The organism is Laceyella sediminis, assembly GCF_003003125.1.
In the GTDB taxonomy this organism is placed as follows: Bacteria; Bacillota; Bacilli; order Thermoactinomycetales; family Thermoactinomycetaceae; genus Laceyella; species Laceyella tengchongensis.
In genome coordinates this window covers 415,044-441,400 of record NZ_PVTZ01000001.1, presented here as the reverse complement: position 1 = coordinate 441,400, position 26,357 = coordinate 415,044, and the positions used below count along the sequence as shown (strand labels likewise).

General features: G+C 49.7%; 24 protein-coding genes and 1 other annotated feature. Of the genes, 15 read left to right on the top strand and 9 right to left on the bottom strand.

Annotated elements, in window-relative coordinates; genetic code table 11:
- Positions 1–183 precede the first annotated feature (183 nt).
- The 5 genes from CLV36_RS02270 to acsA all read left to right on the top strand — a co-directional run bounded on the left by CLV36_RS02270 (position 184) and on the right by acsA (position 5,550).
- Positions 184–1,566 carry an SseB family protein gene (locus CLV36_RS02270; RefSeq protein WP_106341597.1) on the top strand — a complete coding sequence of 461 codons (1,383 nt, stop codon included), beginning with the start codon at positions 184–186 and terminating at the stop codon, positions 1,564–1,566.
- 145 nt (positions 1,567–1,711) lie between these two features.
- Positions 1,712–2,749, top strand: coding sequence for a catabolite control protein A (ccpA, locus tag CLV36_RS02265; protein ID WP_022736871.1), 1,038 nt, complete (start codon positions 1,712–1,714; stop codon positions 2,747–2,749).
- Between the two features lie 33 nt (positions 2,750–2,782).
- Complete coding sequence (locus tag CLV36_RS02260; RefSeq protein WP_106341596.1) at positions 2,783–3,499, top strand: 5'-methylthioadenosine/adenosylhomocysteine nucleosidase; 717 nt, start codon at positions 2,783–2,785, stop codon at positions 3,497–3,499.
- 59 nt (positions 3,500–3,558) lie between these two features.
- Complete coding sequence (locus tag CLV36_RS02255; protein WP_022736869.1) at positions 3,559–3,711, top strand: DUF1540 domain-containing protein; 153 nt, start codon at positions 3,559–3,561, stop codon at positions 3,709–3,711.
- Between the two features lie 120 nt (positions 3,712–3,831).
- Positions 3,832–5,550, top strand: coding sequence for an acetate--CoA ligase (gene acsA / locus CLV36_RS02250; protein WP_106341595.1), 1,719 nt, complete (start codon positions 3,832–3,834; stop codon positions 5,548–5,550).
- A 41-nt stretch (positions 5,551–5,591) separates the two neighbouring features.
- On the opposite strand, the gene CLV36_RS02245 is transcribed toward acsA, so the two are convergent.
- Entirely contained in the window at positions 5,592–7,877 is a 2,286-nt protein-coding gene (locus tag CLV36_RS02245; RefSeq protein WP_106341594.1) for a transglycosylase domain-containing protein, read from the bottom strand.
- A 665-nt stretch (positions 7,878–8,542) separates the two neighbouring features.
- Positions 8,543–10,891 (bottom strand): transglycosylase domain-containing protein, encoded by a 2,349-nt coding sequence (locus CLV36_RS02240; protein ID WP_106341593.1) that lies wholly within the window; start codon positions 10,889–10,891, stop codon positions 8,543–8,545.
- An 81-nt stretch (positions 10,892–10,972) separates the two neighbouring features.
- Positions 10,973–11,190 (top strand) — a binding site (T-box leader).
- Between the two features lie 43 nt (positions 11,191–11,233).
- On the opposite strand from CLV36_RS02240, the gene tyrS reads away from it, so the two are divergent.
- Together tyrS and CLV36_RS02230 are read left to right on the top strand one after the other, a co-directional pair.
- A complete protein-coding gene (gene tyrS / locus CLV36_RS02235) occupies positions 11,234–12,493 on the top strand; it encodes a tyrosine--tRNA ligase (RefSeq protein WP_102993152.1) in 1,260 nt (419 codons plus the stop codon).
- A gap of 216 nt (positions 12,494–12,709) precedes the next feature.
- On the top strand, positions 12,710–13,093 hold the full coding sequence (locus CLV36_RS02230; RefSeq protein WP_106341592.1) for a hypothetical protein: 384 nt from the start codon (positions 12,710–12,712) through the stop codon (positions 13,091–13,093).
- Positions 13,094–13,161: 68 nt separating this feature from the next.
- Here CLV36_RS02230 and CLV36_RS02225 read toward each other — a convergent pair whose 3' ends face one another.
- From CLV36_RS02225 to CLV36_RS02205, 5 genes are all read right to left on the bottom strand, one after another.
- Positions 13,162–13,572, bottom strand: a complete 411-nt coding sequence (locus CLV36_RS02225) for an NUDIX hydrolase (RefSeq protein ID WP_102993150.1) — start codon at positions 13,570–13,572, stop codon at positions 13,162–13,164.
- 351 nt (positions 13,573–13,923) lie between these two features.
- Positions 13,924–14,526, bottom strand: a complete 603-nt coding sequence (rpsD, locus tag CLV36_RS02220) for a 30S ribosomal protein S4 (RefSeq protein ID WP_022736862.1) — start codon at positions 14,524–14,526, stop codon at positions 13,924–13,926.
- A 261-nt stretch (positions 14,527–14,787) separates the two neighbouring features.
- Entirely contained in the window at positions 14,788–15,468 is a 681-nt protein-coding gene (gene trmB, locus CLV36_RS02215; protein ID WP_181352779.1) for a tRNA (guanosine(46)-N7)-methyltransferase TrmB, read from the bottom strand.
- A gap of 274 nt (positions 15,469–15,742) precedes the next feature.
- Positions 15,743–16,939, bottom strand: a complete 1,197-nt coding sequence (locus CLV36_RS02210) for a cytochrome P450 (RefSeq protein WP_106341591.1) — start codon at positions 16,937–16,939, stop codon at positions 15,743–15,745.
- 142 nt (positions 16,940–17,081) lie between these two features.
- Entirely contained in the window at positions 17,082–17,660 is a 579-nt protein-coding gene (locus tag CLV36_RS02205; RefSeq protein ID WP_102993147.1) for a TetR/AcrR family transcriptional regulator, read from the bottom strand.
- A gap of 445 nt (positions 17,661–18,105) precedes the next feature.
- On the opposite strand from CLV36_RS02205, the gene holB reads away from it, so the two are divergent.
- A complete protein-coding gene (gene holB / locus CLV36_RS02200; protein WP_181352778.1) occupies positions 18,106–19,116 on the top strand; it encodes a DNA polymerase III subunit delta' in 1,011 nt (336 codons plus the stop codon).
- 185 nt (positions 19,117–19,301) lie between these two features.
- Positions 19,302–19,904, top strand: a complete 603-nt coding sequence (locus CLV36_RS02195; RefSeq protein WP_181352777.1) for a histidine phosphatase family protein — start codon at positions 19,302–19,304, stop codon at positions 19,902–19,904.
- Here the strand turns inward: CLV36_RS02195 and CLV36_RS02190 are convergent.
- Positions 19,886–20,794 carry a diacylglycerol/lipid kinase family protein gene (locus tag CLV36_RS02190; protein WP_106341588.1) on the bottom strand — a complete coding sequence of 303 codons (909 nt, stop codon included), beginning with the start codon at positions 20,792–20,794 and terminating at the stop codon, positions 19,886–19,888. The two genes, CLV36_RS02195 and CLV36_RS02190, sit on opposite strands and share 19 nt — an antisense overlap.
- Positions 20,795–21,147: 353 nt before the next feature.
- On the opposite strand from CLV36_RS02190, the gene CLV36_RS02185 reads away from it, so the two are divergent.
- From CLV36_RS02185 to CLV36_RS02175, 3 genes are all read left to right on the top strand, one after another.
- Complete coding sequence (locus CLV36_RS02185; protein ID WP_022736857.1) at positions 21,148–21,624, top strand: PaaI family thioesterase; 477 nt, start codon at positions 21,148–21,150, stop codon at positions 21,622–21,624.
- Between the two features lie 12 nt (positions 21,625–21,636).
- On the top strand, positions 21,637–22,071 hold the full coding sequence (locus CLV36_RS02180) for an NUDIX hydrolase (RefSeq protein WP_106341587.1): 435 nt from the start codon (positions 21,637–21,639) through the stop codon (positions 22,069–22,071).
- Positions 22,072–22,177: 106 nt separating this feature from the next.
- Entirely contained in the window at positions 22,178–22,735 is a 558-nt protein-coding gene (locus tag CLV36_RS02175) for a hypothetical protein (RefSeq protein ID WP_106341586.1), read from the top strand.
- A gap of 26 nt (positions 22,736–22,761) precedes the next feature.
- Here the strand turns inward: CLV36_RS02175 and CLV36_RS02170 are convergent, their stop codons facing one another.
- Positions 22,762–23,262, bottom strand: coding sequence for a GAF domain-containing protein (locus CLV36_RS02170; RefSeq protein WP_106341585.1), 501 nt, complete (start codon positions 23,260–23,262; stop codon positions 22,762–22,764).
- Between the two features lie 149 nt (positions 23,263–23,411).
- Between CLV36_RS02170 and CLV36_RS02165 the strand changes: the two genes are divergently transcribed.
- The 3 genes from CLV36_RS02165 (at position 23,412) to CLV36_RS02155 (ending at position 26,173) form a co-directional block, all read left to right on the top strand.
- Entirely contained in the window at positions 23,412–24,542 is a 1,131-nt protein-coding gene (locus CLV36_RS02165) for an aminopeptidase (RefSeq protein ID WP_102993139.1), read from the top strand.
- 22 nt (positions 24,543–24,564) lie between these two features.
- Positions 24,565–25,047 carry a PTS sugar transporter subunit IIA gene (locus tag CLV36_RS02160; protein ID WP_102993138.1) on the top strand — a complete coding sequence of 161 codons (483 nt, stop codon included), beginning with the start codon at positions 24,565–24,567 and terminating at the stop codon, positions 25,045–25,047.
- A 79-nt stretch (positions 25,048–25,126) separates the two neighbouring features.
- Positions 25,127–26,173 carry a M42 family metallopeptidase gene (locus CLV36_RS02155; protein ID WP_102993137.1) on the top strand — a complete coding sequence of 349 codons (1,047 nt, stop codon included), beginning with the start codon at positions 25,127–25,129 and terminating at the stop codon, positions 26,171–26,173.
- Positions 26,174–26,357 lie beyond the last annotated feature (184 nt).

The window sequence follows — 26,357 nt, the reverse complement described above, 5'->3', positions numbered from 1 at the left end:
AATATATCCAAAGCAGTACTTTTTGGTGAAAAAGCGAACAGACCTATCGTCGGTTCGCTTTTTTTGCTTATAATTTGTTATGATGTTACAAGGGATATTACTTTAACGCTTGCCATAGTAGATAATTGCGAGGCCTTTGCAAATAAATGAGTTGGACTTGTTTTGTAGGGGGAGGAAGCTTCGTTGAATGTACGCGAATGTTTGGAATTGGCCAGTGCCAATCGTGTTACACCAGAGCAGTTGTATCAATTTTTTGCGACACGCCTGCCGCGGTTGATTGTTTTGTACAATCACGGCGAAGCGGGGGAAACGCCGTTTCTGGCGCGGGGAAATGAACCCAACAGCCGCTTCATCGTGACCTTTACCGATTTGGAAGCGGCGCGCAATGTTAAAGTGAATGAACCGGAACATGTGCGGATGACCGAAGAACCCGCGCTTTCGTTTCTGATTAAGGCCTATCGATCGGATGCACAAGGGATTTTATTTAACCCCGGACTCCCGTCACGGCTGTTCCTGACCAAGCAACATGTTTTGCAGATGATCCAAGAGTATGCCGCCCAACAGTTTTCACAAATGACCGGACCCTGGGTGCCGACCATGGATCAAAACATGTTGATGGTGGAGTACCAGCCAGAGTCGTATACGATAGCCGTTTACGCCTCCGAGCAAGATGCGGAGTATGTGACGCGGAAATCAGGTGGGCAACCTGTGCAACACCCATGGTCCGTCATCTGGGATCGGTGCGAGGAGTTGGGTACGTCGTCCTTGTTTTTCCACTTTAGCTTGCCTGAGCAAGCTTTGTTGACAAGCAAGCATATGGAAACGATCCGTTTTGGTAGCCAACACGGCATCATTGACGAAAGCGTCGTGGAACATCCTTTTATGATCGCTTTTGACAGCGGCTCCTCCCAGGTTGCGGCAACACCCCAAGAAGAAGTGCCACCAGCTGAAGATCATCCGCTGGAACCCCATTCATCCCAAACGGTGGGGTCCCGGCAGGAAGATGTGCCGTTGGTGGATCATCTAGCACCGCACACGCCAATGACTCCGCCCATTCCTGAAGTGACTCCAAAAGAGACGGAATCGCCGCAACCGGTGATGCCGCCGCAGGGAGCAGCTCAGACTCAGGGATCAGAGCGGCCGATAGACCCGGATGTGGCGCAAGGGCTGAAAAAATTAGAAAAGGCGACCATCGAAGGGCAAGGGATGGGCAACGGTTGGGAAGTGTGCCGGGCGATGGCCGAATTGCGCCGAATCTGGGTTGTTGTCGACCCCGACGGCAATATGGTGATTTTGGCTGGACAGGATCATAGCCCCATTGTCGACTTTTTCACTTCTGCCCGTCACGCGGAGCGGCTGATTGCGGAAGCGCGGCAGAAAAATCCGCACTTGCCGCCGATGGTTCCTCGCTTGATCTCGACCAAAAAGCTGTACAAAGCGTTGGCTCCACGTACCCCGATTGTCTGGATCAACCGGGGATCGCCGGAAGCGTGGACGAGTATCATGGGCGACACCCTGCCATATGTGTTGCAGCTGATGTCCCAGTTGCGCAATGAAACGATCTGAGGCCCATTCCGAGGACATAAGACAAAAGTGTGGTTTCTTTTCTTATGTCTGGAAAAAATAATCGTGCGGCCATAATCGTTGGTGAAAGGCCAAGATAGACTGGCAGATCAAGAAATTTGACTGAACTGGATGTGAATGAATAAGTATGGTGAAGAAAAAAGAGACGATAACCATTTATGATGTGGCCAGGGAAGCGGGCGTATCGATGGCGACCGTTTCCCGCGTGGTGAACGGAAACCCTAATGTAAAACCAGTGACCCGCAAAAAGGTGCTGGATGTTATTCGGCAGTTGGGATACCGGCCCAACGCGGTGGCGCGGGGCCTGGCCAGCAAAAAGACGACCACGGTTGGCGTGGTGATCCCGGATATCTCCAACACCTTTTATGCGGAGTTGACCCGCGGGATTGAAGACATTGCCACCATGTATCATTACAATATCATTCTAAGCAATTCCGATATGAAAAAAGAGAAAGAAATCCAACTGGTTGAGGCGTTGTTGGAGAAGCAGGTGGACGGACTTCTGTTCTTAGGCGGTGAAATCACCGACTCCCACCGCGAAATTTTCGCCGCTAGTACGGTGCCGGTGGTATTGGCCGCCACGCGCGACGAAAGAAGAGAACTCCCCTACGTGACGATTGACCAAATCCAAGCAGCCAAAGAAGCGACCACCATCCTCGTTCATGAGGGGCATGAACAAATCGCCTTCATCGGCGGGCCGCTGACTGATTCGGTGAATGGATACCCGCGCTATGTGGGGTACAAAGAAGCGATCGAAGAAAGCGAAACTTCGTTTGATGAAGCGTTGGTGCGGTTGGGCGATTACCGTTACCGTTCCGGTTATGAGGAGATGAAGAGTTTGCTTGAGAGCCAGCCGGGAGTGAGCGCGGTGTTTGCGGCTAGCGATGAGATGGCGGTAGGAGCGATCCACGCCGTGCAGGATTTAGGTAAGCGCGTGCCGGAGGATGTGTCCGTTATTGGCTTTGAGAATATCCCGCTTTCCTCCCAGGTGCGCCCGTTGCTCTCTACGGTCAGCGTGCCTATGTACGACATCGGCGCGGTTGCAATGCGCTTGTTGACCAAGTATATGAATGACGAGCAAGTAGAAAGTGGACAAGTATACCTGCAATACAGCATGGAGCTGAGAAACTCCACCAAACTGAAAGAATGGGAAGATGAGCGCTAAGCGGATCGGCCCGGGGAGAAGAGGGATGAACAGATGAAAGACAACAAAGAAATTATCGGCGTCATTGGCGCCATGGATGAGGAGATTAAAGCGTTGCTAAACGCTATGGAGGATGTTCAAGAGCAGGAGCGTTACCGTGTCACTTATTACTCGGGAACGCTCTGTGGCACACCTGTGGTTCTCTGCAAATCCGGCGTGGGCAAAGTGAATGCTGCTGTGTGCACGCAAACGCTGATCGACTATTTTCAAGTAGATGCCGTGCTGTTTACTGGAGTCGCGGGTGCTTTGCATCCCGATTTGGACATTGGGGATATCGTTGTTTCCACTGCTTGCCAACAGCATGATATTGATGCCAGCCCGGTCGGTTTTCCGAGAGGGACTGTACCATTCCAAGATGTGTCGATTTTCCCGGCCGACGAGCAGCTCGTCGCTTGGGCGGTCGAAGCAGGCCACAGTATTTCCGGTGTCAAGGTATTGACGGGCAAAGTCCTGTCTGGTGATCAATTCATCTCTGATGCCGGCAAAGTGCGGGAGTTGCGAGAGCAGTTTGACGGGGCTTGTGTAGAGATGGAAGGGGCTGCCGTCGCCCATGTGTGCCATCTGGCCGATGTGCCATATGTGGTGATCCGCTCTATGTCCGACCGCGCTGATCACACGGCTGATGTTAATTTCGCCGAGTTTACAGAGCTGGCCTCCGAGCGTTCGGCTAGCATGATTCAAGCGATTTTGCGCCTGCGGATGCAGAAATAATTGGATGAGTACTCCTCCTTGTTCCAGGACACATTAGGTTTAGGAAAGGGGGAGTTTATATGCCAAAAGATGTCTTGTGTGAAGTGAGCAACTGCACTTATTGGGGACAAGGCAACCAGTGCAAAGCGGATGCCATCTATGTGGTCACCCATAAAGAAGAAGCGGAGACGAGCAAGGAAACAGACTGCAAGACATTTAAACCGCAGCATTAAACTCCAACCGGCGGCTGTCTAAGCCGTCGGTTATTTTATTGTGGTAAATTGCTAATATTAATTCATGTGATATAATAATGAAAACTGAAATCGTTTGCAAACAAAGGGAGGCGTGACTTGATGACCCATGAAGAACGCGTGCCAGTCCAAACCACCGGCAACAATATGAGCCGTTATGAAGAGGCGAGATCCCATTTTGATTGGAAACAAGTGGAGCAGGCATTTTCTTGGCACCACACCGGCAAGGTGAACGCCGCTTATGAAGCCATAGACCGCCATGTGGAAGCGGGGAAGGGAAACAAAACAGCCTTGATCTACAGTGACGCTGTGCGAGAAGAGCGTTACACGTTTTTGCAACTAAAGGAAAAATCAAATCAATTCGGCAATGTGTTGCGCAAGTTGGGCGTCAGTAAAGGGGATCGCGTATTTGTATTTATGCCGCGCACTCCAGAGTTATATGTCAGCGTTTTGGGAACCATCAAAATCGGAGCCATTGTCGGGCCTTTGTTTGAAGCGTTTATGGAAGCGGCCGTCAAGGATCGGCTGGAGAACAGCGAAGCCGTCGCGCTGGTGACGACGCCCTCTTTGTTGGAGCGGGTGCCGGTGGATGCGCTTCCCCATTTAAAACATATCATTTTGGTCGGTGCGGTGGGTGAGCTGGTCGAAGGATATTACAGCTTTGAAGAGGAGATGAGTCAAGCTTCCTCCGATTTGGACATGGAATGGGTCGATCGGGAAGACCCGATGATCATTCATTATACGTCCGGTTCTACAGGGAAACCCAAAGGTGTTTTGCATGTACATAATGCCATGATCCAGCACTACCAGACAGGGAAGTGGGTGCTAGATCTGCAAGATGACGACATTTACTGGTGCACGGCTGATCCGGGCTGGGTGACGGGCACTTCCTATGGGATTTTTGCGCCGTGGCTCAATGGCGTGACCAATGTGGTACGCGGCGGCCGGTTTAGTCCGGATGATTGGTATCAGACATTAGAAAAATACAAGGTAACGGTCTGGTACAGCGCACCGACGGCTTTCCGCATGCTGATGTCGGCGGGGGACAGCGTCGTCAAAAAATATGATCTTTCATCCGTACGGCACGTGCTGAGCGTGGGTGAACCGCTGAACCCCGAAGTGGTGCGCTGGGGGCTGAAAACGTACGGCAAGCGAATCCATGACAACTGGTGGATGACGGAGACTGGTGGTATCCTCATCTCCAACTACCCGCAGATGGAGATCAAACCGGGCTCGATGGGTAAGCCTTTCCCCGGTATCCACGCGGCGATCATCGACAACGAAGGAAACGAATTGCCACCGTACACGATGGGGAATTTGGCGATCCGGACTCCATGGCCGTCGATGATGCGCCAGATTTGGAAAAATCCCGAGAAGTACCAAGAATATTTCCGCATTCCTGGATGGTATGTGTCAGGTGACTCTGCCTATATGGATGAAGATGGGTATTTCTGGTTCCAAGGCCGACTGGACGATGTGATCAATACATCCGGGGAACGGGTCGGGCCGTTTGAAGTGGAAAGTAAGTTGGTGGAGCATCATGCCGTGGCTGAGGCAGGAGTGATTGGTAAACCGGATGCGATCCGGGGTGAAATCATCAAAGCGTTCATTGCGTTGCGGGAGGGCTATGAACCTTCGGAGGAGCTGAAAGAGGAGATCCGCCAATTTGTGAAGACGCGTTTGGCCGCCCATGCTGCCCCGCGCGAGATTGAGTTTAGGGATAAGTTGCCGAAGACAAGAAGCGGAAAAATCATGCGCCGGGTGTTGAAAGCCTGGGAGTTGGGTTTACCCACAGGCGATTTGTCTACCATGGAAGATTGAAAAAAAGCACCTTCCCCGTCGTGATGGGGAAGGTGCTACTATTATTGCGGCGTTTCGCCGCCACCATTTTGCGTGTTGTTTTGCCCGTTATCTCCCCCAGTCGGCTGTTGAGGAGATTGATCTCCAGCTGGCTGTTGGGGAGTTTGTCCCGTATTGGGTTGATCTCCTTGCGGAGGAGTCCCTCCTGCCGGAGGTTGTTGTCCTTGGGGTTGTCCCTCTCCCTGTGCGGGCTCTTTCCCAGGTTCCGCATCGGTTTTCGGGACGGCGCGGCCGCATTCAAAACATTTGCCGCTTGTCAATCCGCCTGGATTGTTAAAATTGCTACCCGGTTTAATCAGATCTGGCTTGGTTTGAGCCGCCGCTTTGAACAGGCGAGCCCATGCTTGCTTGGTGAACGTTTCATGTGCGTATTTATAATGTTGATCATAACCGGACCATACTCCCAGAGACACCTCGGGAGAAAAGCCTACAAACCATAGATCAACATAATTACTGGTGGTTCCCGTTTTACCAGCGATATTGTATCCACCCAATTGTCCACCGATGATTTTAGCCGTACCTGAACGTACAACTTCCCGCATCATCTGTGTTAATTGGTATGTTGCTTGCGGGCTAAAGATTTGTTTCTCTTTAAACTGCTTACTAAATTCATAAATGACATTGCCAGAAGAATCTTCAATTCGCTCGATTAGATGAGGTTTGTTGTATACACCGGAGTTGGCGATCATGGCAAAAGCAGCAGTCATTTGAGCTACCGTATATCCTTTGCTCATCCCACCGAGAGCCGAGGCTTCGCCATCCCATTTATGCGGGGGCATGTCCATCTTCCGCAAGTAGTCGAAAGCGTGTTGCACCCCAAGTTTTTTGATCAATTTGATCGCCGGAGTGTTCAACGACCATTGCAAGGCATAAGTCGCTGTGACCGGGCCATTTTTGTATTTCCCGTTTGCGTTTTTGTACATCGTACCGTCACCTTTGGGAACGGGTTCATCCCAAATCATCGAATCAGGGGAGATGATGCCATCGTTTAAGGCGGGACCGTAAACCAACAGCGGTTTGATTGCCGAACCGGGTTGCCGTTCTACTTCAAACGCGTGATCAAGTTGTGTATCTTTAAAGTCGGTTCCTGAAACAAATGCAAGTACGGAACCGGTTTTATTGTCAATGAGTGTTGCCCCAATTTGCTCTTTGACTTTCTTACCGTTTTTCCATTTTCCTGGGACATTCATATTTTTGATCGAGTCATTCAAAGCATTATAGAGTTGCTCATCAATGGTGGTATAGATTTTATATCCGCCTTTTTTGATGCGGTCACGGTATTCTTTGATATTTGCTTCGTTTTTTTCTGCTTTGTCCTGCTCCATCAAAATATCAACGGCTTCGTTTTCTGTGGCTGTAATGATGTAGGGGTATTTTTCCAATGGATTCACAAAATCAGTTGGTTTGGCTAGGGAGCTTTTAATATCGAATTTAATTGCTTGATCATAGTCAGCTTTCGATATTTTTTTGTTCTCAAGCATTTTAGTCAGAACCAATTTCATCCGTTTTGTCCCTAACCGGATATTGTCATCCCCTCGGAATGGATTGTATGCATTGGGGCGTTGAACCATCCCAGCAATATAAGCCGCTTGTGGCAAACTGAGTTCTTTGACGTCTTTATTGAAGATCCCGCGTGCAGCAGCTACAACGCCATACATGTGCTTTCCGTGAGCACCTTTGCCAAAGTAAACACTATTCATGTAAGCCACAAAGATTTGCTCTTTGTTGTAATATTTTTCAATCCTTAAGGCATTAATAATTTCAAGGGCTTTCCGTTCTAACGATTTTTCTTGGGTGAAGAGTTCATTTTTCACTAATTGTTGTGTAATGGTACTACCGCCTGTGGTCACTTCACTACCGGAAACTTGTTGCCAAGTTGCACGGATCAGAGATGAAGGAACGATCCCTTTATGTTGATAAAACTCATGGTCTTCGACTGATAAAAAAGCATCGGTCAAATAAGGGGTGACTTCATCCAGTTTTTTGACGAGCTTGCGATCATCAGGGGAGATTAACGCACCAATCGGTTTAGGTGGTTGCTTCCCATCTTCAGATCGGAAATAAGCGTAACTCGTTTGTGACCAACCAGACAATTCTTTGTCGAAATCAGATTTGGTACGTATTTTTTCGTCTTTGGTTAGCGCTGAGACAACTCCTGCACCAACCCCAACAGTGCCAACGGATATAATAGAAATAGTAGCTAAACTAATATATAGAACTTTGCCAATTATTTTTAATGACTTTTTTTTCCCTTTGGCTTTTTGTTTATTGTAAGGGTATTTTTTCATCTTTCGCCCCCCCTTGGTTCCATGCGAAGATAATTATATCACAGGGATATGCATGCTAGGTGTTATACAAATTATGACAATATCTTTTCTGATGAAACAATGATTTTTGATTTTGTATTCATTAATAAAGAGAATGGGAATGTATAGTGAGGATGGATGGTTATACAAGCAAGAGAGCGTGTTTGATGAATATGCCAGCGGTCCCTAAACCGTTTTCCCATTCGCTTCATTTGTGCATCGACGCTCATTGGGAAAAGGTTTTTCCGCCGCTTCTTTTTAATTTGATGTGCTAGACACGATCAATACCATATTTGGTCATTTGCTGTGGATGGAAAGTGTTTTATACGGGTATAGCTGATGATTTCGACCTATTCTTTTTTTGTAGCAAATCGGCGGGGGAGTGAGAGCAAGCCTGATGAATAGCAGCGGCTCCAAAACCGTTTTCCCATTCGCTTCATGCGTGGCAAGGCGCTCATTGGGAAAAGGTTTTTCCGCCGCTTCTTTTTAATTTGATGTGCTAGATATGATCAAGCCATATTTGGTCATTTGCTGTTGATGAGAAGTGTTTCATACTGGTACAGCTGATGATTTCGACCGAGTGGATACAAACAACCCTCCATCCCTTGACGGGTGGAGGGTTGTTTGTTAATCGGGCCTTGGCGGGATCAATCCCGATTGGGTGGGCGCGGCGGGAAGGTGGGTCTTTGATTGCCATCCCCAGGTTCGCCACCGGGATTGTCACCAGGATCGTCTCCCGGATTGTCACCGGGGCCGTCTCCCGGATTGTCGCCAGGGTTGTCACCGGGCTCATCGCCAGGTTCGTTACCAGGCTCGTTACCGGGATTGTCGCCAGGCTGGTTTGGCTTTCTCTGCTTCTGTTCTTCTTCCTCTTTCTTCTTTTGCTTCGACAAGTAGTCGTTGATGGCGCCGCAATCCAAGCAGGAGATGTTGTCTCTTAGGCCGCCGGGCGATTGGAACCGGGCGTTTTTGTCAAAGTATTCTGGTGCGGCAGCTGCAGCGGCTTTAAAGATATTGACCCACGCCCGCTTGGTGAATTTGTCGTTATGGGACATGCGGAAGTTATGGTCATACCCGCCCCAGGCGCCGATGGTGATGTTTGGCGTGGAACCGATGAACCACAGGTCTTTGTCGTCGCTGGTCGTTCCTGTTTTGCCGGCAAGGTCATACCCGTATACGCGGGAACCGATATAGACCCCGGTGCCCTGGGTGACGACAGTGCGCAGCATTTTGATCATCTGGTAGGAGGTTTGCGGCGAGAAGACCTGTTTTTGTTCTGCTTGGTGCTCATAGATGGTGTTGCCGTTCGCATCGGTGATCTTGGCGATCAGATGAGGGGAATTGTATCTCCCTTCATTGGCGAACGTGGCAAACGCGGCAGTGATCTTATCCACGGTGTAGCCACGGTATTGCCCACCGATGGCCGCCGCTTCCGTGTCATTTTTGTGGGGAGGGATGTTCAGTTTGCGTAAGTAATCGAAACCCACATTGTGGCCCATTTTGTTAAATGTTTTGATGGCCGGGATGTTGAACGAATACGTGAGCGCTTTGGTTACTGTCACGGGGCCGTAGTATTTGTTGGCCGCGTTCTCGTAATAGCCAGAGCCGTCTGCTTTTGGATATTTCTCGTCCAGAATGAGGGTAGAGGGGCTGATAATCCCTTCTTCCATCGCTGGGCCGTACACGATGAGCGGCTTGATGGCCGAGCCGGGCTGGCGGTAAGCGTCAAGTGCGTGGTTTAGCTTCCCTTTGTTGTTGGAAGTGGGTACAAATGCCAGCACTGAGCCGGTGCGGTTGTCTAAGACCACGGCGCCCAGCTGTTCTTGCTCTTTCACTCCTTTGTAGGTGCGGGTGTGAAAGGTCAGCCCTTTGCTAGCGGCGGCGTTGATGGCGTCGTACATCGGTTTGTCGATGGTGCTGTAGATGTGGTAGCCGCGCGTCAGCACTTGTTCGATGTAGTGGTTCAAAGTCGCCAGGTATTTCCCTTCCTGACTCAGTTTTTCAATGTCCAAGCCGTCCTTCTTCATCAGGATTTCGGCTGCTTCCTCTTCCAGAGCGTACATGATGTATGAGTAGTTGGTGTAGCCGTTGCTCTCTTTATTGGGCTTGGCTAGGGATTGTTTGATGTCAAAACTTAGAGCTTTATTATATTCTTCTTTAGTGATTTTATTGTTTTCTAGCATTTTATCCAACACGAGCTTCATGCGTTTTTTGCCGCGGGCGAGGTTTTTTTCGCCCCCAAAGGGGTTGTAATCATTGGGTCGCTGCACCATGCCGGCGATATAGGCGGATTGGGCCAGATTTAAGTCTTTGGGGTCTAAGTTGAACAAGCCTTTGGCCGCAGCCTGTACGCCATGAAGTCGCTGTTTGTTGGCCCCATTGCCAAAAAAGACAGAGTTCATATAATAAGTTAGAATTTCATCTTTTTCATACATGGCATCGAGTCGGATGGCCAAAATGATTTCTTTTGCCTTCCGCTCGAGGTCTTTGTCGAAGTCTTTCAGGATGACGTTTTTGACGAGCTGTTGCGTGATCGTGCTTCCGCCAGTGCTCACCTCGGACTTGGCCAGTTGCTGGTACGATGCGCGTAATAGCGACCGGGGAACCACGCCTTTGTGTTTGTAAAAGTCGCGGTCTTCGACGGAGATAAAGGCATCCACCAGATACTTGCTCACATCGTTTTTGGATTGAATCAGTTTGCGCATGTCGCCACCATTGCGAAACGCGCCGATTCTCAAGGGTTGGCCTTGCCCGTCTTGGGTTTGGAAGTAAGCGTAGCTGTTTTGGAACAGACTGTCCAAATCCTTTTGAAAATCTTCTTTGGTGCGGATCGGCTCATCCTTCACCATGGCGGACACGATCCCCGCCCCGACTCCGATTCCCGCCGCAACCAAAATCAGTGCGACGACGAATAAGACGTAAAGGGCCCCAAGGATTTTCTTGAATATGCGAGTATTGGAACTCTTGCGAGAACGCCGCATTTGGTGTTTATCCATTCACTTGATACCCTCCTCGTTCTAGGGTAATATTATAGCATAATCGCATGTCACAAGCCCCTGACTCGTCAGGTAACATATTGAAAAGCTGTGAACAAGCGCAGTAGTCGATGGATGGAATCCATGTCAGAGAGCTGGTGGTTGGTGCGAACCAGTGGACCGCTATCGATGAATTACACTTGGGAGCTGATGCCGGCCTAAGGGCGCCGGCGTACGGAGCGATCCGTTATGCAATGAGGGGAAAGCCAATTCGTGCTTTCAATTAGGGTGGTACCGCGGAAATAAACTCCGTCCCTTTTGAGGGGCGGGGTTTTTTATATTTCAAAAAGGTTGGTGGTAAACATGGGTACGCAAGAGCAAGCGATGAAGCCTGAAGTTCAGGCTGAATTGGAGAAACAACTGAAGATAATTCAACGCGGAGCGGCAGAAATCCTTCCAGCAGAAGGATTGATTGCCAAATTGCGCCGTTCGATTGAAACGGGAGAGCCGCTCAAGGTTAAATTGGGTTTAGACCCGACTGCACCGGACCTGCACATCGGCCACACGGTGGTTTTCAACAAGCTGCGCGACTTTCAGAAGCTGGGCCACATTGTGCAACTGGTTATCGGTGATTTCACGGCCCAAATCGGCGACCCGACAGGCAAGTCGGAGACGCGCAAACAGTTGACGGAAGCGGAAGTGAAGGAAAATGCCAAGACGTACACCGAGCAATTGTTCAAAGTGTTGGACCCGGATAAGACGGAAATCCACTTCAACAGCTCTTGGCTGAGCCCGCTCACTTTTGCCGATGTGACATTCCTCGCTTCCAAGTGCACGGTAGCTCGCATGTTGGAGCGGGATGACTTCTCCAAGCGTTACCAAAGTGGGCAAGCGATCAGCATTCATGAATTTTTCTACCCGCTCATGCAAGGATACGACTCAGTGGCGCTCAAAAGCGATATCGAGTTAGGTGGAACGGACCAGACCTTCAACCTGCTCATGGGGCGCCAACTACAAAAAGAATATGCGCAAGAGGAACAAGTGATTCTCACCATGCCGTTGTTGGAAGGCTTAGACGGCGTGAAGAAGATGAGCAAAAGCTTGGGCAACTACATCGGGGTGGATGAGGAACCCAACAACATGTACGGCAAGGCGATGTCTATCCCAGATGAGCTGATGGTGAAATACTTTGAACTGGCCACGGATCTGTCGCTGGAGGAGTTAGAGGAGCTGAAGCAAGGATTGGCTGAAGGAACCATCCACCCACGGGATGCCAAGATGCGCCTCGGTCGCACGCTGGTGCGGATGTACCACGGTGAACAAGCTGCGCAAGAAGCTGAGCACCACTTCAAGACCGTGTTCCAACAGCGTGACTTGCCGGATGACATGCCCGAAGTGCAGGTCAATGCCGCCGACTTGGAGGATGGACGGATGTGGATTGTCGCCTTGCTCAGCAAATTGGGGCTAGTGGCCACCAATGGAGAAGGTCGCCGCATGATCCAGCAAGGGGGCGTGCGTATCAACCAAGAGAAAGTGACGGACCCGCAGGCAAAAGTGGAAGTGCAAGATGGGATGGTTGTGCAAGTGGGCCGGCGAAAGTTTGCCAAAGTGATCTTGGGTTGACGTAATCCAAGGTAGGTACAATCCGATCCCGATACCAGGACGGCATGCCGATGGAGGGTCGCCTCCGTCGGCTTGTTTGTCCCGGTGTGATGACAAGCTTGTGTCACGGTGTCAAATCCGGATAAATAAATCATCAACCTTTTACCGATTTTTCTTATTTTTCAGTATAATGTAGGTGAGATTAAATTCCGTCTAAAAGGATGGGGATGGTTTATTTTGGCTAAGCGAAGCGATAAAGGATTGCAGTCGCATGATCATGGACTGCGGGTGTGGGAGAAGTTGCACCATGAGTATTGGCATGAAGAATTGATGGAAGAGATCAAGGCTGAATTGGAGGAAGCGGTAGCTAAAATGGAAGCCCACATGGATGAGGAATGTGTGTGTGGGGACAGTCGGCTGGATGTAGCGTTTTATCGAGAAATGCTGTCATTGGTACAGACAGGGCTTCACGAGCACAACTTTCGTGTCTTGCCGTTCGTAGAAGAATCCTTGCGTCGGTATGTGGAGGCGAAGCTGTCAGATCACAAGTGCCTCCGCCATCTTCTGAAGACGCGACACTGCTGGGGACGGGATGTGTTAAACCAAACGCATGGCTGCTAACTGATGCTCAACGACTAGGAGAAACATGCCGGCTCCGCCTCCGGCCCTTCAAAAGGCGGAGCTGACCCTTAATATTCTACAAAGAATGGGTGTTTGCGTTCATCTAAACAGTAGAGAATCCGTTGTTTAATATGGCGCCATGTGACGAGGCGCATCGCTGTTTCAACCGGGAAATAACCAGCATCTTCGCATTCATCGCTATCGGTGGAGATGCGACCGCCGATCGGTTTGCCGATGAATAGCAAGTTGCAGATATTCGAGCGCACATTTTGGAATATGCCGCAGTATTTGACGAGTTTGATGTGGACCCCGGTATCTTCCTTGACCTCGCGAATGGCGGCAAGGCGGATGGATTCATTCTCTTTTACTTGACCACCGGGAAGCTCCCAACCGCGTTGAGGATGTTTGACAAGCAGGATTTCCGCGTCATAGTTGAGGATCAGCACATATGCGGCGAGAATATGTTTAGGTGGTGTCACAGGGATCACCTAACCTTTGGGGATTTTGGAAAACGTTCTAATCGGTATGAAAAAGGGGATTGGGGTTCAGCACCGGGTAACGGCGCAAAAAAAGCGATATCAGATTCGAACAAGGTTTTTGAATGTTGAAACAACGGTAAGGCAAAGGAATGAAGGGATGGAGGATGGGATGGGGTGGTGAGAAGAGAAACGAACCCCTGTATCTATATTTTAACAAAAATTGCTAATGAGTTATATATAGAAAGGGATAAATATATGTAAAATAAGATTCATAGTCCTCGCTGACACTTAGTAACCATGAAAAAACGGCTGATCCATGGGATCAGCCGTTTTTTTATCAAATCCCCCAACTTAGCGGGAGTAGAACTCAACGATCATGGTTTCGTTGATTTCGGATGGCATTTCGGAACGCTCTGGCAGGCGGTTGTAGGTAGCCTCCAGTTTGTTCTCATCAAAAGACATGAACTCTGGCAGGTATTGACGCTCTTCCAGAGCTTCTTTGATGATGCTCAGATTGCGGCTTTTTTCACGCAATCCGATCACTTCGCCAGGTTGTACTTGGTAAGACGGACGGTCGAGCTTTTTGCCGTTTACCGTGATGTGGCCATGCACCACCAATTGGCGGGCTTGGGCGCGGGTGCGGGCGAAACCAGCGCGGTAAACGAGGTTGTCAAGGCGAGATTCCAGGAGTTTCATGAAGTTTTCACCATGAATCCCTTTCATTTTGCCTGCGCGCACAAACAAGTTGCGGAATTGTTTTTCGCCCACGCCGTACATCAGGCGCAGTTTTTGTTTTTCTTGAAGCTGAAGTCCGTACTCACTTAATTTTTTGCGTTGGCCTGGTCCGTGTTGACCTGGGGCATATGGGCGTTTAGCCAACTCTTTGCCGGTGCCGGAAAGAGAGATGCCCAGGCGACGGCTCAGTTTCCATGTTGGTCCAGTGTAACGTGCCATTGTTATTGCTCCTTTCATCATTTGCATTTGTTTCTTGCAAATGACAGGGTGCTGACTCGCTAACGTTATCCGCGCCTTCCGGATAGCGGCGAAAGGCCGGACACCCATGAAGGGCTCATGGGGCGAATCAGTGAGGGTGATCCTCTCACCTATCGTTTGCATGCTATCCTCAAATTCCCTCGGAGGCAGTTTGAGCCATACAAAGAATAATTATAGGGGAAATCTAGGAAAAGTCAATGTGCCAGCGGCTTGTTCCGGCTGTTAATTTTCGTCAGCTACGGCCCGCTCTTTGGGCGGAGTGACCCGCACGTAGTGAATGGGCATGCCTCGGGAAGAGAACTTATCTTCGTATTCTGTGGTGATGTTGATGGCGGCATAAGGGCTGTGGTGCAGATCGCGGCTGATTTCGATCACTTCCCATCCCCGCTCTTGAAATTCTTCCAACGAGAAGTCGAATAGGGAGACACTGTCCGTTTTTAAGATCAGGTCGCCGGCCGGCGCCAACACTTGTTCATATAAATCAAGAAACCGGCGGTAAGTTAAGCGACGCTTGGCATGCCGCTTTTTGGGCCAAGGATCGCTGAAGTGCAGATAGATGCGGTCGATTTCACCGGTTGCGAAAATGTCGGTCAAGTTTTCCACATCGGCCCATACATAGCGGAGGTTGGTGTTCTCGGTAGCTTCACCCTTGCGGACAGCCTGCAAGAGCGGCTCTTCAATCCGTTCCACCCCGATCCAATTGATATCAGGCCGCAATGTCGATGCTTTGGCCAGGAATTGGCCTTTCCCCGTGCCAAGCTCTACATGGAGCGGATGGGTTTCATGAGGGAAGACGGAGCGCCACTGGCCTTGCATCTGCCCTTTGTTGTCCTCTGTTGGGGTGAAGACAAGGGGATGTTCCATCAATTTTTGCTTTGCTTCAGGTTTTCTTCTTAATCTCATCGTTAGCCTCAACCATTCTACCAAGTATTTTCGTGTTTTATTATAAACGGGCGGAACACGGAAAACAAAAGATTTATCAAGACAAGGTCGGAGCATAGAGATCCAAAGACGACCAAAGTAACAAACTTCAAATATCCGACGAAATACCCTAGTAGAAAAAGTCTAGGCAGAACTGTCTAGAAGACAGTTTCAGATTGTAGACAAGCCAACAAAAAAGCCACCGAAGAGGTGGCAAAGGAGAGCTGGAGTCGATGCATGTGCCTTGGAACTGATTTTAAACGCGGGCGAAGGTAATGGGATATTCGTGAACGCCATAGAGGAACGGCGCGGGATTGATTACAAGGTTCGTCCCTTCTTTCAAACACAAGTTCGCCATGCGTCCCAAAATGGTTTCAAAGGCGATTCTCGCTTCCAAACGGGCCAGGGGAGCACCCAAGCAAAAGTGGATGCCTTTGCCGAAAGACAGATGGGGATTTGGCGAGCGATCCACTTTAAAGCGGTCAGGTTTAGCAAATTTGCGTGGATCGCGGTTAGCTGCGGCAAGCCAGACTGTTACGGTGTCGCCTTGGCGGATTTGCTGACCGCGGATTTCCGCATCTTGTTTGGCGATTCGTGCCTGTCCCAGCACAGGCGAGTAATACCGCAATGTTTCTTCGACAAAGCTAGGGATCAAAGCCGGATCTTGTTTCAACGTCGATTGCAGTTCTGGCTGTTCTGTCAACACGCGGATTCCGTGCGTAATCAAATTGGTGGTGGTTTCATTGCCGGCAACGAGCAGGAGGATGCAGAAATCCACAATCTCTTTGTCGGTCAGTTTTTCCCCATCGATTTCCGCATGCAGAAGAGACGTGATCAAATCTGCTTGCGGTTCTTGCCTGCGTTTGGCCATCATGCTCAAGAAGTATTGAGTTAATTCCTGGTTTACTCGCTTATGTTCAGCGGCAACGGCTTCGTATTCTTCTTGGGAATCGCCGCTCACCCCTTTGACGACGGTGTCGGACCATTCTTTAAAGATGAGACGGTCTTCCTTGGGCACCCCCAACATTTCGGCAATAATGATGACGGGCAACGGAGCGGCCAAGTCGTGAATCATGTTCATATGACCTTGATCAAGCACTTGGCTCAGCAAGTCATTGGCCAATTCCCGGATTTTAGTCTCCTGATTTTGCATGGCTTTGGGCGAAAAGACTTTGCTGACTAGATTGCGCATATGGTTGTGGCGCGGCGGGTCCATGGTGAGAATATCATCGTGTTCGACTGTCCTTTTTCGTTCGGAGGAAAAAAGATCATGGTTGCGCAGGATCGCATCAACATCTTCATAGAGGAAAACATCCCAACATTGCCGATTTTCGTCATAACGAACGGGCGTACTTTCACGCAGTTCGTTCAATACAGAAAAAGGAAACAATCTCTTTTCTGGTGAATCCAATTCTTTCATAAAGAAAGTACCGGCGGTAATTTGTTTTTTCATGTGGTTCCATTCTCCTTTTATAGGTATGGGTTCTGGGTGCCTGATAATGGAGGTAAATGCAATTGCAAACGTAAGGTTTTATGATCCCCCCTTTCCGGGCGTTTTAGTAAGCGATCACTCACTAAAACGCCCGGGAAAAGGGCTACATGCGTAGCCCCAACAAACCATAGAAACGTGACCGAATCTCTTGCAAATAGTCGGCTGGAGATTTGGGGTGAACCAAACCGATTTGGTTGATGCGGATCAAATTTAAGACAGCGCCAAAAAAGAGGGTGGATGTGAGCTTAACGTCTTGCGGCGGAAGCTCCCCGCTTTTGATGCCGCTATCCAGAAAGTCGCTCATGGCATGAAGCGGCAGGCGTTTGTCCTGCAAGGTGCTGACCAAATAAAGGTAGCGCTCCCCCAACAACAATAAGCCAAACGGATTGGCATCATGCTGGTCGATAATCGCCAAGAGCAACTGATCAAAGCGTTCCCGGAAGGAAAGGGGCTCTGCTCCGATCCGATCGATGAGTTCGGCGTAGCGAATCAGATATTGTGTCAAAAGTTCTTTGATTAACTCGTCTTTGCTGGAAAAGTGCTTATAAATTGCCGAGTCGGTAACACCCGCTTCTTTCCCTATATCCCGGACGGATGTTTCAGAAATGCCCTTGAGGGCAAACAATCGCTCGGCGGCTTGCACAATCTCGTCCCGTTTGCTGTCTATATGTTTGCGTCTCATACCTTTATTGTAAGCGGTCGCTCACTAAAAAGTCAATCATCGACTTTTCGGACAATTTTTAAACAAAAACAACCAAGTACCTGTTTTACAAAGAGGTATGCACGATTTGAAGAGGGGAAGACTTGATTGTCCTCATTTTCGGAACAGTTCATATTACAAAGCAAGTCTCTACATGAAATTATGTATATTATTTGTCACTTTATATTTTATTTACTATTTTTTAATCGTCCATATAATGAAATTTCCTATAAGTCAATAGGTAATTATTTACAATAAGTCTGAAGGGATAAAGGTGGAAAATGAGAAAAAGCAACCCGAAGAGAAGAATGATTTTCTCTGATGCTTTGGCTCAATTAGCCATTCACCAGACACGCCCTTCGCCTTGCTTTTTCCCCACGCCCATGTGATGATAAAACCAAAATGGTGCGAGCGGAGGCTTGGTCAGATGTCTTTCCAAAATGCGATGCAACCCCGTTTGGCGGAGTTTTTCCAGCGCGCGATCCGGCAAAACAAGCTGGCGCACGCGTTTATTTTTTACGGCAAGCCGGGGACAGGCAAAAGGGAATTGGCGTTGGAATTGGCGAAAGCCGTCAATTGTGAAGAGAGCAAGGGGGATCCGTGCGACCGCTGTCCCTCATGCCTGCAAATTGCCCACGGCAACCATCCCGATGTGGTGACCATCCAGCCGGACGGGAATGTGATCAAAATCGCCCAGGTGAGGGAGCTGCAAGCCAAGTTCAAATACAGTGCGCGCCAAGGCATCACCCGCGTCGCCGTGCTGGAACAGGCAGACAAGATGCGCGATGAAACGGCCAACAGTCTGTTGAAATTCATTGAAGAACCCAGCTCCCCCATGGTGGTGGTGTTGATTACGGAGAATTTGTCCGATTTGCTTCCCACTATCCAATCCCGGTGCCAACGCATCCGCTTTCCCGAACTTTCCCCGGAGCAAAAGCGTCAGAAACTGGCGGAGGACGGTCTGCCGGCTAAAGTGGCGAATGTGTTGGCCCACCTGCCAGGAAAAGTGGATATGGGGGAGTTTGACCCGCAAGCGTTTGAAGAGATGTGCCGGCGGATCATTGACTGGGGCAACCAAATTTTGGCCGGGCAAATGAGCGCGCTGTTGACCCCGACTGAAAAATGGTTTCAAACCGAAGTGGAGCAAGGGCGTGCGGAGCAGCTTCTCGATGTCCTGCTCCTTTGGTATCGCGATGTACTTATGCATGTGACGGTAGATGGAGCGCGTGTTTTCCGGGAGTGGGAGGTGCGCTTTCCCGACCGGTACGGGCAGGATAAATTGTTGTTGGCGATGGATAATGTCATGATCGCCCGTCGGTTGTTGATTCGACCGCAATACAGCAACCAGAGCATTATCGAGCAGATGGTCATGTCGATTCAAGAAGGGCGGCTGACCATGGAGAACGGTTGGCAACTGATCTCGCTGTCCAAGGTTTGAGAACTGGGCTCTTTTGTGAAAGAGCCCGGTTTTTTATGCCAAACGTGCGCGACTGATGGCAAAAACACGTGATCAGAGAGGGGGAAGCCGTAGACTGAAAAATCGGGCGCGGGGCACTTTTATCAATAGGTTCAATATATAATATTATGAGAAAGGCAAATCATATGGCAGAGAGGAAGACGAGGATGGAAACCCATGTATTTCTAGTGCGCCATGGCGTCACCGAGTGGAACCAAACGAAGCGCTATCAAGGGCAACAGGATGTGCCGTTGAGCGAGCTGGGGCGGCAACAAGCTGAACGGGTTGCCGCCTATTTGGCCGATCAGCCGTTTGCCGCCATTTACTCCAGTGATTTGGAGCGGGCTCATGAAACCGCGAGGTGCATCGCGGCCAAACAGGGGATATCCGTCACTTGTTTTCCCGAATTTCGCGAGCGCTACGGTGGAGAATGGGAAGGGCGCACGGTGGAAGAAGTGTTGCGGGAGTACCCTGACTGGGAGACGGTGCGGCTGACGGGTGGCGTGTACGGAGTGGAACCCACCACAGCGGTACAGGAGCGGTTTGTGCGCAAGTGTGAAGAATTGGTGCGCAAGCACCGCGGCGAACGGATTCTGATTGTGGCCCATGGCATGTGTATTACCGCCGCGTTAGGCGTGCTGACTCAAGGAGAAATCGACTTTGGGAAAACCAGGCTAGATAATACGGCCATTTCACATCTGACCCATCATGAATTGGATGGGTGGAAATTGCGGTCATTTAACCAGACCCCTCACTTGGAAGCAGAATAGAAGTCCGGCCCGACCAACATGCGCAGATGGCCTGGTAACACTTGCAGGCGAGTGGGGGTGAACGTATTTTTCTCCCCGTCGCAGTCCACCTTTAAGCTCGGTTTCGTGATGACTTCGAGGTGGGAAGTCTTGAACGAAATCAACCCTTCGGCACTCGGCTTTTCCGCTGTGAACAGCGAATAGGTGAGCGAAGTGACGGCGGAGAGCGAGAGTTCTTTGAAGATCAAGACGTCCAACAACCCATCATTGACTTGGCTGTGTGGGAAATACGCTTCCACTCCGCCGACATAGGAACCGTTTCCCACCAGTACCATTACTGCTTCGCCTTTGTAATGCCCCCCATCTCCGTTTACTTCCACGTGGAAGCTTCGTTGCTCTTGGATCGTGTGTAAGGCACTCAAGTAATAGGCGATACGGCCAAACTGTTTTTTTATTTCGCTGTCGATCTGTTCAGATACTTGCGTGATCAGCCCGATACCCCAGAAGTTAAGAAAATAGCGGTCGTCATGCTTACCGACATCGATCGCTTCTACCCTGCCTTCAAGCAAGGTCTCCACCGCCTCGTCAATGGTTTGGGGAATGCCGAGCGTACGCGAAAAATCATTACAAGTGCCTGCGGGTAAGATGCCGAACACCGGGCGCCCTTCTAACTGGCTTAAGGCATTGATGCATTCATGTACAGTGCCGTCTCCCCCAGCGGCGATAATGAGGTCGACGTCCGCCGCCTGCGAGGTGATGGCCCTGGCTCCATCACCCGGCTGGTTGGTGTGGACCACTTCAATCGATCCCAACGCATGGCGGAACTTGGAGAAGAGTCGGCCGATGTGTTGGGAGAGTTCATTGTTTCCGGCATGGGGATTGATGAGGAGCAACGTCTTGTCACATCTCATGATGTTGTTCACCCTCTGTCTAGGAATTAGCTATATCTTCCCCGCGATTGGGCTGGATCAAACGGTTCGGTCAACGCGTGGAAGTCACCGGCTAGACGCATGAGCGTGAAGGGAACGGCTTATTCCAAGTTAGATTACCACAAGCGTCTGGGATTCCGCCATCCGTTCGCCAGCAAGCCTTAGGCTCCGTTAGGCGTGGCTGATAGATCAAAAACGGTTTTGGAGTCGCTGGCTATTCACCAGACCGCGCTAGCCGGATGCCCCGACGCACGAGCCGGGGTTGCTTGCTAACCCTTTTTTGATTCGTTAATATAAAGTAAGACATAAAACAGTTGGCAAGGTAGGAAAGCGCGATGACATTGGAAACCTTATATCAAGAGATGCAAGACTTGACCCCATCGGAAGTGAAGACGATCCACAAATTGGTGCAAGCTTTGAAACGCACTCGTGTCAGCCCGCTTGCCTATATCGAAGAGATGATGAATTTTCAAGTGCTCGGTTATGATGCAGACAAAGGAGTTTACTTGCACCGCATGTGCATCACCGATGAATTGCGCAACCGCTTCAGCATGTTGCACGGTGGCGTGACGGCGACGTTTATTGACACGGCGATGGGTTCGACCGTCATCCAAGCCGAGGGGAGCCAGGCGAAAGCGGTGACGCTGGATTTGAACGTGCATTTCCTCGCGCCGGGCGAAACGGGATGGCTGACGGCGGAAACGTCCGTCATCAAAAAGGGAAAAACCATCATCGTGATGGAGACGAAAGTAACCGACGAGCGGGAAAAGTTAATCGCGACAGCTTCCTCAACCTTTTTTCGCTTGAAGTAGGTGGGGGCTAACATGAATAAACCTTATAAGATTGCTGCGAAAGCTATTATTTTCGATCGGGATCATGTGCTAATCTTACGCAAGTCCGAGGAAGAGCGGACGAGGAAAGAGACGCATGGGTGGGATTTTCCGGGAGGCGGATTAGAGCCTTCCGAACCTTTGATGGACGCGTTGTCCAGAGAAGTGATGGAAGAGACAGGATTGCAAGTAAAAGTGATTGCACCGGCTTACATCTATGATGAGATTCAAGAGGAGAAGCACTTGATCATCGTCAAGTTTGCCTGCGACCAGCCGTTGGGCCAAGTGCGGTTGAGCGCCGAGCATGAGAGTTACCACTGGGTGCCGATGGCCGACTTGGATCAAGGAGAATTTCCCGATTGGATGAAAGAGGAGATCCGCCGCGCTTACCGCGTGTACACTGATTTTCGCGGGATCGAGCGCGAATGAAACCTTCCGCCGCTAGGAAGGTTTTTTTCTTGTTCACTGTAATGACAAGCTCTCAGCCCGAAAACATGCTATTATTTTTCTGATGAGGATTTAGGAGGGGTATTTCTTGAAAAAAGGTTGGAAAGTGTTGGCCGCGATATGTTTGTCCAGCGCCCTCCTTCTGGGCTGCCAAGAAACTGAAGAGCTTGGAACAGGCACGGTCGTGGGCAATGAGAACAAAATCGCGTTAGCCGAAGAGAGCAACCTAATGCAATTAAGTCCAGACGAATTGAAGGTGTATGCCGCCTTTAAAAAGAAATTTGATGATCGTGTGCTAAAAGAGGCCGACCCCATCATGGTCGCCAAGCTCTACTTCCATGCTATTGAAACCCATGATTACAACACGCAATACGAACTGTTTGTTGACGATGTGGAACAAAGGGAATGGAGCAAGCAAGAGCATATGAAAATGATGCAAGAAGAAGGCCATAAGATGGCTGAAAAGATGCGCAAGCTCTTCGCCCGGATGCAAGAAGTTAAGTTTATCGAAGTGGATCAAAAAACAGGCTATCTGGAATTTCCGGAAGAAGGGGAGAATCTGGGCCAGTTCCAGATGGTAAAGAACAAGGCCGGAATCTGGAAAGTAAAATTCCGCCCTATGCAATGGGGATACAATATGAAGTGAGAAAAGCCACGCGAATCGTGGCTTTTTTATTTTAATAAACTGCTCCAGTCACACCCTTGGCACAAAAGCTCTGCTACCTGCTCCAGTGCCGCGCGGTCGATGTCGTCGAATCGGCTAGTGACCGGACTGTCAATATCCAGCACGCCGATGATCCGACCATCCACTTTCAAAGGAATGACCATTTCCGAGCGGGTGGCGGCGTCGCAGGCGATGTGGCCTGGGAAGGCGTGTACATCTTCTACCAGCAGGGTTTTCGCTTCTTGCACGGCCGTTCCGCACACGCCTTTCCCCACTGGGATGCGAATGCAGGCCGGCAAGCCATGAAACGGTCCGAGGACCAGTTCGTTTCCCTTTATGAGGTAAAAACCAACCCAGTTGACCTCACCGAGGGTATGGTAGAGGTGGGAAGCTGTATTGGACAGATTGGCCAACCAGTCCCTTTCCCCATCAATCAGATGGGCCACTTGGTTCACGATGCTGTTCAACCGGGTTTGCTTGTCTCCGGCCGCTTTTTCAAATGTGAACAATTCAATTCCTCCCAGTTATGGCATTTGTCATCAGGAAAATTCATGATAAAATAAATTATTGAGGGTTCGATTGTGCTGGAATTAGGCTTGACCATTTGATCTCGTGTCATTGTACAATGATCACTCACAAATGAAAAGGGGATGAAGTCATGCGGGATTCTCGTATTTCCAAATTGGCCAAAATACTGGTTGAACATTCGTGCAAGGTGCAAAAAGGGGAACGCGTTTTAATAGATGTTTTCGGAAAAGAGCGTGAACTAGCGCGCGAGCTGATTGCCGCTGTGTATGAAGCTGGCGGTTATCCGTATGTGCAACTGCATGATGAGAAGATCACGCGGGCGCTGTTGCTCGGAACCTCTGAGGAGCACCAAGAAATCTGGGCGCGCCATGCACTCAACCAGATGAAAGACATGGATTGCTACATCGGCATCCGCGGAAGCGACAACGTTTCGGAGACGAGCGATGTGCCGGATGACAAAATGAGTCTGTATGCGCGCATGTTCAGACAGCCAGTACATAGCAACGAGCGGGTCAAAAACACCAAGTGGGTTGTGTTGCGGTACCCGAACTCTTCCATGGCACAATTGGCCAACATGAGTACGGAGGCGTTTGAAGACTTTTATTTCCAAGTGTGCAATGTGGATTACGAGCGCATGGCGGAAGTAATGGAACCACTGGTGAAACGGATGGAGCAAGCGGATCAAGTGCGGATCGTCGGGCCTGGCACAGATTTGACATTCTCAATCAAAGACATCCCCGTGATCAAGTGTGCCGGGGAGTGCAATATTCCTGACGGTGAAGTATACACGGCACCCGTTAAGGACTCGGTCAATGGAAAGATCACGTTTAACACGCCGTCCGTGTACCAAGGCGTCACCTTCGAAAACATCTGTTTCGAATTTGAAAATGGCAAAATCGTGAAAGCGACAGCCAACGATACGGAGCGCATCAACCAAGTGTTGGATACGGACGAAGGCGCCCGCTTCATCGGCGAATTCAGCATCGGGGTCAATCCATACATCAACCACCCGATGAAAGATACGCTATTTGATGAGAAGATCAATGGTAGCTTCCACTTCACGCCGGGTAACGCTTATGAAGATGCTGACAATGGCAATCGCTCCTCCGTGCATTGGGATCTGGTTTGCATCCAACGTCCCGAATACGGCGGAGGGGAGATCTACTTCGACGGAGAATTGATCAGAAAAGATGGGTTGTTTGTGGTTGATGACTTGATTCCGCTCAATCCGGAGAACCTAAAAAATAGCAATTCATTTTAAAAGAAGGTAGGAACTAGCACGCATGTTTTTTTGGAAGCGCAAGAAAGAAACTGAGATTTTGTCACCGCTCTCAGGACGGAAAATTCCGCTGGAGCAAGTGCCAGATCAAGTGTTTTCTCAGAAAATGATGGGCGACGGTTTTGCCGTGGAACCGGATGCGGGTCTAGTGTACGCGCCGGCGGACGGGGAAGTGATCAATCTGTTCCCAACCAAACACGCCATTGGTTTGAAAACCGCCGCAGGTGTGGAAATGCTGATCCATGTGGGAATTGATACCGTCGAATTAAACGGTGAAGGGTTTGTCGCCCATGTGTCGGAAGGCGACAAAGTCAAATCAGGTCAGATGTTGCTTGAGTTCGATATGGATTACATCAAGGAAAAAGGCAAGCCGTTAACTACACCGGTCATTTTTCCGCAACTCGCGGATTGGACCATTCGTGACCAAGCGCAGGAAAAAGTAGAAGCAGGAAAAACGGTGGCCGCCATCCTTGAACCGAAGAAATAAAATAATCGTGAATGGGGCTTCCTTCTGATATTGGGCAAGGCGAAGGAAGCCTTTATTCTGATTGCGGGGAGGGTGCCTAATGGCCTTTTTTCGAGAGAAAGAGACACGCCAGACGTTGGTTCAATTGTTAAATATTCAAAGCCCCACAGGGTGCGCGCATGAGGCGATCCAATATATCGAACAGCGCATGGATGCCTTGGGTTTGCCGTGCAAAAAAAACAACAAAGGCAGTTTGATGGTGACCATGAAAGGAGAGGATGACGATGTCCACCGTTTGGTCACTGTGCATGTAGACACATTGGGGGCCATGGTGAAAGAGATCAAGGCCAACGGACGGTTGCGGTTGAGCAAAATTGGCGGATTTGGTTGGTTTTCCGTCGATGGGGCTTATTGCTTTGTCAAAACGCGGTCGGGACAGGTGGTGCCGGGAACGATTTTGGCGACCCACACCTCTGTGCATGTGTATGCGGACGCCGAAGAGCAGAAACGGTCGGATGAGCATATCGAAGTGCGCCTAGACGCCAAAGTGAGCAACGCGGATGATGTTAAGGCGCTGGGAATCAGTGTAGGTGATTACGTTGCATTTGATCCACAAGTGGTAGAAACAGAATCAGGCTTTATCAAAGCCCGTCATTTGGATGATAAGGCAAGTGCGGCCATTTTGATAGAATTAATGGCTGATATTAAAGAAAATAATATAAAATTGCCGCATACAACGCATTTTTTCTTTAGCAATTTTGAAGAAGTTGGGTTTGGCGCCAATTCCAATATCCCTGCTCAAGTGCGTGAATATCTGGTGATTGACATGGGTGCCATCGGGGAAGGGCAGACGACGGACGAATTTTGCGTCTCTATTTGTGCCAAAGATGGAAGTGGCCCTTATCATTATGAACTGACAAGCAAATTGATCCGGTTGGCGGAAGAGCACGGAATTTATTATCAAGTGGATCTTTATCCGTATTATGCGTCCGATGGTAGCGCGGCTGTCAGAGCAGGGTTTGATGTGATGCACGCATTGATCGGCCCCGGTGTAGACGCTTCCCATGCCTATGAGCGAACCCACCGAGACGCGTTGGAACACACTTATCGGCTTTTGTACCACTACTTGCAATCCGCCTCGCTTTGATGTGAGCGGCGGTTGTGGAGAAAAAGCAAATCATTGAAATGGGCCTCAGCACTGAGGCTTTTTTTTATTTTTTAACAGTTGGAAGCCGTGCCCGATGCAAAAAAATACAAAGGTGGTCCGAATAATGAATTGAGCCCTTAAAACCCCAAGAAAGGGATGCATCAACACGGGGCATGGGTTCCAG